Below are 6,614 nucleotides of genomic sequence, written 5' to 3'. Positions count from 1 at the left end.
TGCATGCGATGCCGGAAGTGACGACCTTTTGGGGAGGATGTGCCATCCGGTTTGCTCCGTGTCGATGACACCAAGCAAAACTCGGCTGATAGACTTTTGCAACAAGTGGAAGATTCCATTCCATTGCCACAGAGAGAAGCAGCAGGGTTCCACTACGCTCCACTCAGCAGTTTCTCACAGTGTCAATGAGGTCAGGTAGCTGGTCTTCAAATGAAAACATGCTCGATGGCTCTACCGAACGCAGGCTGACGCTTGCGGAAGTAGAGCCATCGAATGGTTTTGGGGGCTGGCTCACAGATGTTGGCCGCCACTTCCGACTTATCGTATTTCATGCGATGCCGGAAGTGACGACCTTTTGGGGAGGATGTGCCATCCGGTTTGCTCCGTGTCGATGACACCAAGCAAAGCCCGGCTGATTGGCTTTTGCTACGAGTGGAGGACTCCAGTCCGTTGTCATAGAGAGAACCTGCAAGGCTCCACTTCGCTTCACTTTGTAGGTTCTCACAACGGCAACGGTTTTTGGGAGGACGTTACTTCGTAAGGGTTTGGACGTTAGGTCGCTCAGGCTTGTTCGTACTAACGTACACCCATTATACATTAGTACATGAAGGCTTGAACGAAGTAACGTGTTCGGTGGCTTATACTAAGGTACTTTTCCCTTGGAGTCCAGGTTGAATGAAATGCCTGGTAAATCCTTGGAGCTTCCCGGTCTTTTTACGTTTTGTCGTGCAAAGATACTGCGGACGGGAGAAACATCAAGTGCCGCTGAAGCTTTTGGACGGAGAACTTTCCGGCAGCCTTCCACAATTTGTACCAAATTGGGTATTCCGTAAAGTTCTCTGTCCTCACACTTGCCTTATTCTCCCCGGTGTCCGCAGTGAGGGGATGCACGTAAAACGGTTTTCCCGACCGAGAAGCTCTAAAGGGCTTCACAAGAGGGAAAAGAATCGGAAACGTAAACATCAAAAATATTTGTTATGGACTATTTAGAATTATCCGGAGCAACCATCTCCGAACGTGACAAGGCTTTTGCCCAAGAGTTCGCCAACTTTGTGAATGGCAGTATGTCTTCACCTGACCAGACTGGCAGGGAACTGACCAAGGCTCACCGCTACCTGCAACAACAGATGTTCAAGGTTTTCCTCGGCTTCATGAAGCAGCTGGCACTCAACTATCAGCAGGGAAGATACGATGACCGCAATGAGTGGGCATCACGGCTTTCAGCAGAAGCCTACCAACGGCTCATCGAGTGTGACTTGATTTTTGACCCCGAATTTCCAACCTCTAAATAATACAGCTATGTGCAGACTTATGACAACACAGTTGGAGGAAGCCTTGAAAGGCTATCCTCTCTATTCCCAGGACGGCAAGGGAAAGGATGCTATTTGCCGTGCCATCTTCGCGCTCGGTGGTGTGCGATGGTTCATTCTTGAAGGTGAAAAGGAAGGAAATGACACCATCCTCTTCGGTATCGTCATCGGACTGATGGAGGACGAGTACGGCTACATTTCCTTGAACGAGCTGTCGGACATCGAATTGGATTTGACCAGACAAGGTTTCGGCAAGCTGCAAGTAAGGCAGCAGGAGAACTTCCAGCCGGTACCGCTGAAGAAGTTGCGTGACAGCCGTTTGCAGGAGTTCCTTGCAAGAATGGGTGAATGAGTGTTAGAACGGAGTGATAACAAAATGACCTGCCTTATCCGTCACGGACCGGGCAGGTCTCAAATAGTAGGTTTAGTCTGAGATATGAGGAATGGAAATATAATCAGTATCGCAGCCCAACTCGGTTGGACTGCTTCCGCTCAGTACAAGGAAGGCAGGCTCTTCTTTGACTTCCACCGGAAGACCTTGAGCGGTGTGCCGTTTACCTTCACGGCAGAAATGAAGGACGGCAAGGTAAGTAACCTGGTGAAGGAGATTGAGTCCTTTGTGGAAGCCATTGAGCCGGAGACCTGTGCTTCGGAGTGGATGGTCCGGTCGGGTGCCGTAGCACCTTCCCGTTTCCGGCAAGCCGTGAGCGATATGGATGCCATCCGCACCGATGCGTGGCTCTTGGCTTGCCAGCTTGCCGAGGCGGACGGCAAATCCGTGTTGGCAGGTCTGCCCTGGAACCAGTGGAACTGAGTTCCGCAAGAAGGCAAGTTCAAAGACAGTCCTCTATTCACGAGGGCTGTTCTTGAACTTGCGTCCTCTTCTCGGGAGACCCGCTTCCTTGTAGGCAATGAGGTCGCTTCCTCGGAAGAGGATGCCCCTTTTATCGGTATGGATCCGGATAAAAGGCAAAGGTCGCTCGGGATGGTGGATGTAGTCGTAGATGGTGCATCGGTGAACCCCGAGGAAAAGGCAGGCTTCCTTAATGGTGTAGTTCCGGTCGGGAGCTATCGCTATCCATGTGTTCTTCAAGTCGGTCATAGGCATAAGCGTTTGATGCAGTAAAATTACGAAGAAAGCTCTTGTGTGACAATAGCTTCCGTGTGATGCAATGAGGGATTTTGGGTGACTTTGTGGGATTTTGTGATACCCCTTGCAAAAGGTTGCTTAAACATTCATCCATCTTTCATCCAAGAATGGCGCTTAGTGTGGGTCTGCATCAAAAAAACACCTTCTGCAGTTTCCGGCGGTATAGTTGGGGTGGTGACAAGCTAGCCAGGGTGACAACGGGCTGGAAGGGCCTGAAGCCGCTTCCGAAAGCCCCTGTAATTCAATATCTTTTCTTTTTAAAGGAAAAAGAGAATAGAATAGAGAAGTCGGAGTTTGTCAACCGGTGGCTATAAAATTTTTGCCGCAGATTTTTTTGTCAACGCTTGTCAACGTTTGTCAACGCTAACGGATGTATAAAAGTAATTGATATACAAGGATTTTGGCTGTGGCTATCTTGTCAAAGCGAAAATGCCCCCATTCTAGAAAATGAAGCAACTATTTTATAAGGAATTATCCGTGTGAGTATGATGGTGTAGAAAAGGAAGCAAATCGTGCCTGCAAGGTGTTGTGGAAGCATCAGACAGTAATGGAATGAGGAATATCCGGCTCTGTGAAGTATAAAGGCAATGACCGCTCACCGTTTTCTCATCTTGCCTGCGAGGATATTTTTTTGCAAAGGTAGGCTGTCCCCACCAAACGTCAAATCCCTTGCAGAAAATCTTCCTCAAACAAGTTGAGCGTATTTTCTGCCCTGAATTTGCCTAATTGGTGGCTGCCAGCACTCTGAGAAAAGCAAAAAACATCCCTTCGGACAAGCTGCAAAACAGCAAAACAAGAGGGAAAAAAATCAGAGCGTATGGCACACATGGACAATCACCTCAAGAAGCAGTTGGAAAAAACTCAGACATGGTTCTGCAAGTATTTCCCGAAACGCATCCGTAACGTCGGCGAAAAGGAAGTGGCTGACAGACAGATGGTATATGACTTCAAGGACGGACGAAGCTTTGAAGCAGTGGCACAAATGACCGCAGCAAGCCTAAAGGAGCAGTATGGCGATGGCTGCAAGGACATCACCTTTGTTCCGGTTCCGGCATCCACCTCCGAGAAGAACGAACTCCGCTACAAGGCATTTTGCGAGAGAGTCTGCGAACTGACCGGAGCCATCAACGGCTACGAGCATGTAAAGGTAATCGGTGGGCGCCTTGCCATCCACGAGAACCGCAAGCTGGAGAAGGAAATCCGCAAGGTGAGCATCATCGAGTTTGATGAAATTTGGTTCAAAGGCAAGAATATTGTTACCTTTGACGATGTAATCACCCGCGGCATCACTTGGGCTACCTATTCCGACCAATTGGAGAACTTGGGCGCACACGTTCTCAGTGGCATCTTCTTGGCAAAGACCCATTACAAAGTAAAAACGAACTGACAATGATAGAAAAGAAAACAACGAAGGTAAAGGCAACGGCAAAGGCGGTTGCCTTTACCGGACATAGAGAAATTTCCCATATTCATCAAGAACAAGTAAGGGAACGGCTGAAGGAAGCCGTGCTGCAAGCCATCCGTCAAGGAGCGAACAAGTTCTACTGCGGCATGGCGCTCGGTTTTGACATGATGGCGGCAGAAGAAGTCCTTTCCCTCAAGTTGAGCATCCCCATGCTGAAGCTGGTAGCAGTCGTTCCCTTCAAGGGACAGAGCGCTTCCTGGTCCATGGTGGAGCAGCAGCGCTATGCCTATATCCTTTCCAAGGCGGACGATGTGGTGCATCTGAGTGAAGACTACTTCAATGGATGCTATTTCAAACGGAACGACTACATGCTGTCGCATTCCGGCAGTGTGATTGCCTACTTTGACGGCAAGCCGAAGGGCGGCACAGCCTATACCTGTCGCAAGGCAAGGGAGAAACGGATGCCTGTCGTCAATGTGTATTAGACGAACGATGTTATACGCTTTTCATAGATTTTCTGAAAAGCGTATAACATTATTCGGAAAACTGCTTATCTTTGTGCTGAAATAGTGTTTAGACCATGGATAATCAGGAAAAACAAGTGATAAATCAAGCGGAAAACCAACCCCAGAAACCCGGCAGAGGTGGTAAAAGACCAGGTGCAGGCCGCCCCAAGGGAGATGGCACCAGCAAGCTCTATGCTTTTCGGGCCGATAAGGAGGTGGCTGCCTATCTGGACAGCCAGGAGAACAAGACGGACTTCATCAAGGAATGTATCATCCGGCAGATGGAAGTAGCTAAAAGCAGACAGGAAGACGAAGCCTTGAGGCAGTTGGGAGAAGTGATGCCTACCAGCCGTATCAAGCCGATGTCGCTGCCTTTCTTTGATGTAAAGGTGGTGGCCGGTTTTCCCATTCCTTTGAACAATGATGAACTGGCGCAGGACATCGAGGTATTGAAGATGTTGTGCCCACACCCGGACTCTTCATACTTGATCCGTGTGCAGGGCCGTTCGATGATTGAAGCCGGAGTGCATGATGGCGACATCATCATAGTCGATAAGAGTGAACGGAACCCTACGGAAAAGCAGATTGCAGTCTGTGAACTGAATGGAGAATACACGCTGAAACGGGTTTGCAGGAAGGAAGGAACCCTTTGGCTGGTTCCGGCCAATCCCGAGTACCCCGAGATTGAAATCACCGAGGGCGATGATTTCAGTGTTTGGGGAGTCGTGACATATATCATCCACAAGCCTGTTTACTAATTGCTATAACCCGTTTGCCTACAACCTATGATTGCTTTAGTCGATTGCAACAGTTTCTTCTGTTCCGTGGAGAAGGTCTTCCATCCCGGACTGAACGGAAAGCCCGTCTGCGTGCTTTCCTGCAACGATGGCTGCATTGTGGCCTTGACTCCGGAAGCCAAGGCACTGGGACTGCGTCGTGGAGACCCCATCTTCAAGAAGAAGGATATAGTGCAGCACTATGGAGTGAAGCTGTTCTCTACGAACATGTATCTCTATGCGGCCATGTCCAAACGGGTGAACAACATTCTGCGGTCTGCTGTGCCTCATTCAGAAGTCTATTCGATTGATGAATCCTTCCTCTATCTGGATGGTCTAGAGAAATATCATGACTTGGAGGACTATATGCGTGGAGTGGTGGAGAAGGTCCGGCTTTATACGGACATCCCGGTTAGTGTAGGAATTGCACATACCAAGACTTTGGCGAAGATTGGAAGCAAGTTTGCCAAGCAGTACAAAGGCTACCATTCAGTGTGCATGATAGACAATGAAGAAAAGCGCCGGAAAGCGTTGGCGCTCTTTGACCTTTCTGACGTATGGGGAATTGGTAAACAGACCCTTGCCAAGCTGAACTACCTGGGCATCCGTACTCCTTTGGAATTTGCCGACAAGAAGGAAAGTTGGGTGCGCAGCCACTTCTCCAAGCCGGGATGGCAGACGTGGAAGGAGTTGAACGGTATTTCGTGCATTGATACTTCGGAAGTAGCGCAGCGGCAGACCATTTGTACCAGTCGGAGCTTTGGGAATTTGGTTACGGACTATGATGCGTTGCAGGCATCGGTCGCCAGCTTTGCGGCCAGCTGCGCCAACAAGCTACGGGGACAGCACTCGCTGACTTCGGCCGTGACGGTCTTTGTGTCGAGCAACCGCTTCCGGGAGGACCTTACTCAGTACTCCAACGGGCAGACGAGGATCCTGCCTATGCCGACCTCAGACACGATTGAGATTACACAGGCGGCGCTGAGTGTGCTGAAGGAGATTTATCGGGAAGGAATCAGCTACAAGAAGACGGGAGTCATTCTCGGAGACATCACGGATGCTTCCTATATCCAGCAGAATCTCTTTGATGAGGTAAAGAACCGACCGGAACGGATGCAGCTCATGAAAAGCATTGATGCACTGAATCACCGCTTCGGTCTGCGGAAGATACATCTGGCCGTGGAGGGCGAAGAGAAGCAGGCCTGGCATGCCAAGAGCGAGTTCCGGAGCGGTAACTATCTGTCTGATTTAAAGGAGATACTGACAATTCAGATATAATTCTCATGGGAATTATGGAAATTAAGCCTTAAAATTGCATTCTCATGAACATAGCTATACACGTTTTCTATTGCGCATGATGACCTGATAATTTTCTAATGCCCAGCTAATTAAGTGCTGAATTCAACTTGCAAATGCAACAGAATTCTGATTAATAATTTGTTTAAATTTTTCGTTTGGCGTGAGGTA

General features: G+C 49.0%; 10 protein-coding genes. 8 read left to right on the top strand and 2 right to left on the bottom strand.

Going from position 1 to position 6,614, the window contains the following annotated elements; genetic code table 11:
- Positions 1–199: hypothetical protein (locus ACESTD_RS05480; RefSeq protein WP_373170008.1), on the top strand; the 199-nt coding region annotated here is incomplete at its 5' end.
- A gap of 129 nt (positions 200–328) precedes the next feature.
- Here the strand turns inward: ACESTD_RS05480 and ACESTD_RS05475 are convergent.
- A complete protein-coding gene (locus ACESTD_RS05475; protein WP_153880861.1) occupies positions 329–505 on the bottom strand; it encodes a hypothetical protein in 177 nt (58 codons plus the stop codon).
- Between the two features lie 472 nt (positions 506–977).
- On the opposite strand from ACESTD_RS05475, the gene ACESTD_RS05470 reads away from it, so the two are divergent.
- The 3 genes from ACESTD_RS05470 (at position 978) to ACESTD_RS05460 (ending at position 2,124) form a co-directional block, all read left to right on the top strand.
- Positions 978–1,292: a hypothetical protein gene (locus tag ACESTD_RS05470; RefSeq protein WP_005938326.1), complete on the top strand. Its 315-nt coding sequence runs from the start codon at positions 978–980 to the stop codon at positions 1,290–1,292.
- 7 nt (positions 1,293–1,299) lie between these two features.
- Positions 1,300–1,662 (top strand): hypothetical protein, encoded by a 363-nt coding sequence (locus ACESTD_RS05465; RefSeq protein ID WP_005938324.1) that lies wholly within the window; start codon positions 1,300–1,302, stop codon positions 1,660–1,662.
- 84 nt (positions 1,663–1,746) lie between these two features.
- Positions 1,747–2,124 (top strand): hypothetical protein, encoded by a 378-nt coding sequence (locus ACESTD_RS05460; RefSeq protein WP_005938322.1) that lies wholly within the window; start codon positions 1,747–1,749, stop codon positions 2,122–2,124.
- Between the two features lie 33 nt (positions 2,125–2,157).
- On the opposite strand, the gene ACESTD_RS05455 is transcribed toward ACESTD_RS05460, so the two are convergent.
- Positions 2,158–2,412 carry a helix-turn-helix domain-containing protein gene (locus ACESTD_RS05455; protein WP_005938320.1) on the bottom strand — a complete coding sequence of 85 codons (255 nt, stop codon included), beginning with the start codon at positions 2,410–2,412 and terminating at the stop codon, positions 2,158–2,160.
- An 865-nt stretch (positions 2,413–3,277) separates the two neighbouring features.
- Between ACESTD_RS05455 and ACESTD_RS05450 the strand changes: the two genes are divergently transcribed.
- From ACESTD_RS05450 to ACESTD_RS05435, 4 genes are all read left to right on the top strand, one after another.
- A complete protein-coding gene (locus ACESTD_RS05450) occupies positions 3,278–3,847 on the top strand; it encodes a hypothetical protein (protein WP_005938318.1) in 570 nt (189 codons plus the stop codon).
- A gap of 2 nt (positions 3,848–3,849) precedes the next feature.
- Entirely contained in the window at positions 3,850–4,350 is a 501-nt protein-coding gene (locus tag ACESTD_RS05445; RefSeq protein ID WP_005938315.1) for an SLOG family protein, read from the top strand.
- Positions 4,351–4,445: 95 nt separating this feature from the next.
- Positions 4,446–5,129, top strand: coding sequence for a LexA family transcriptional regulator (locus ACESTD_RS05440; RefSeq protein ID WP_005938311.1), 684 nt, complete (start codon positions 4,446–4,448; stop codon positions 5,127–5,129).
- Between the two features lie 27 nt (positions 5,130–5,156).
- Positions 5,157–6,425 carry a Y-family DNA polymerase gene (locus tag ACESTD_RS05435; RefSeq protein WP_005938308.1) on the top strand — a complete coding sequence of 423 codons (1,269 nt, stop codon included), beginning with the start codon at positions 5,157–5,159 and terminating at the stop codon, positions 6,423–6,425.
- The last annotated feature ends 189 nt before the right edge of the window (positions 6,426–6,614 follow it).

It is taken from the genome of Bacteroides sp. AR20 (assembly GCF_964250605.1).
GTDB classification, from domain to species: Bacteria; Bacteroidota; Bacteroidia; order Bacteroidales; family Bacteroidaceae; genus Bacteroides; species Bacteroides uniformis.
This window is presented reverse-complemented; position numbering and strand designations above follow the sequence as displayed.